A 238-nucleotide genomic window follows, 5' to 3' on the forward strand; every position below is an offset into this window, starting at 1 on the left:
CAGCTCAGACCTCCTTTCGTCCTCCCCATATCCTCACTCCTCCTCAACAACACCTCTTCCCACTCATTCCTCAACCCCTCACCAACAACCAAATTGCCCTTCAATTCCTCATCACACAAAAAACCGTCAAAACCCATCTCACTCATCTCCTCCACAAACTCCCTCTCGCGCATCCCACCCAACCAGCTCTTCATCCCGTAAGAAACCCCTCCCTCGTCTCACCAATTTCCACATATTT

General features: G+C 50.4%; 1 protein-coding gene. It reads left to right on the top strand.

Annotated features, from left to right (window positions below):
- Positions 1-65: 65 nt before the first annotated feature.
- Positions 66-238 (top strand): LuxR C-terminal-related transcriptional regulator (locus tag FS628_RS33385; RefSeq protein ID WP_369008926.1); only part of this gene is annotated, 173 nt, incomplete at its 3' end.

The organism is Paenibacillus xylanexedens, assembly GCF_007676705.1.
GTDB classification, from domain to species: Bacteria; Bacillota; Bacilli; order Paenibacillales; family Paenibacillaceae; genus Paenibacillus; species Paenibacillus xylanexedens_C.